Raw genomic sequence first — 1,298 nt, 5'->3', positions numbered from 1 at the left:
GGCGCCACGAGGTTCACGCCATGTGCGTCGTGCGCGTCGAAGCCGCCGCCCAGCGCCTTGATGAGCGCCATCTGCTGATCGCGGCGCTGCGCCTTGAGGTTCGTCACCGTCTGCTCGGACGCCAGGCGGTTCTGGTCGGCGTTGAGCACCTGCAACTGCTCCGAAAGCCCGGCCTTGTAGCGGATCACCGCAAGCTGGTACGCCTTGCTCGAAGCGTCGAGCGCGTTCTGCGCATCGACAAGCTGCCTGTCCGCCGAGCGGATCGACGACACCGTCGTCGCCACGTCCTGGAACGCGCCGATCAGCGTCTGGTTGTAGTTCGCCACGTCCAGATCGAAATCGGCATAGCGGCCCTTCAACTGCGCGCGCAGCGCACCCGCGTCGAAGACCGGCAGATGCACGGCCGGCCCGATGTTCATCTGGCGGCTCGTGAAGTTCAGGAATCGGCCCCAGCCGAACGCATCGAAGCCGATGCCCGCGGCGAGGTTCACGTCGGGATAGAACTCGGCTTTCGCTTCCTTGACGTCGTGCATCGCGGCTTCGACCTGCCAGCGCGCGGCGACGATATCGGGCCGGCGCGCGACCAGATCGGCGGGCAGGTTGTCGGGCAGGGCAACCTGCGCAGCCGGGTTCAGGACCGGATCGGCGATCTGCAGGCCGCGATCCGGCCCCTTGCCGAGCAGTGCGCCCAGCTGATAGCGCACGGTCTCGATCTGGCCGTCGATCTGCGCGAGGTTCGCCTGGCTCGTCGCGATGTTGCCGTTGGCGGTCTGACGCTCGACGTTGGTGTCCAGACCCGCCACGACGCGGCCGTTCGTGATCGTGCCGATGGTCTTGCGGTTGCCGATTTCGCGCGCGGCGATGTCGCGCAGCGCGTAAAGCTGGGCAAGCTGGTTATACGTGCGCGCCACCGACGAGGCGAGCGTGATGCGCGCCTGCTCCATATCGGCCTGCGCCGCGCGCTGTGCGGAAACCGCCTGCGCGAGCCGCTGACGGTTCTTGCCCCACAGGTCCAGATCCCACGACGCGCTGGCGAGCGCGTTGTTCTCGCTGTACCAGGTGCCCCCATAAGGCGGCGGGTACAGCGCGTTGCCCGAAAAGAGCTCGCGGCTCCACGAGTAGCTGGCGTTGACCTTGGGCGCGAGCGCGGCCTTCGAGGTGTCGATATACGACGACGCTTTGGCGATGCGCGCCTGCGCCTGGGCGATGCTGGGATTGCCTTCGAGCGCTTCGTCGATCAGCTTCGGCAGTTGCGGGTCGCCAAACTGCTGCGCCCAGTCGAGCGTGGGCCACTGGCC

The 1,298-nt window shown here is 67.3% G+C and carries 1 protein-coding gene; it reads right to left on the bottom strand.

Annotated elements, in window-relative coordinates; all coding sequences use genetic code 11:
- Positions 1 to 1,298 (bottom strand): efflux transporter outer membrane subunit (locus B0G62_RS30995; protein WP_103707977.1); only part of this gene is annotated, 1,298 nt, incomplete at both ends.

Source organism: Paraburkholderia eburnea (assembly GCF_002917095.1).
GTDB classification, from domain to species: Bacteria; Pseudomonadota; Gammaproteobacteria; order Burkholderiales; family Burkholderiaceae; genus Paraburkholderia; species Paraburkholderia eburnea.
This window is presented reverse-complemented; position numbering and strand designations above follow the sequence as displayed.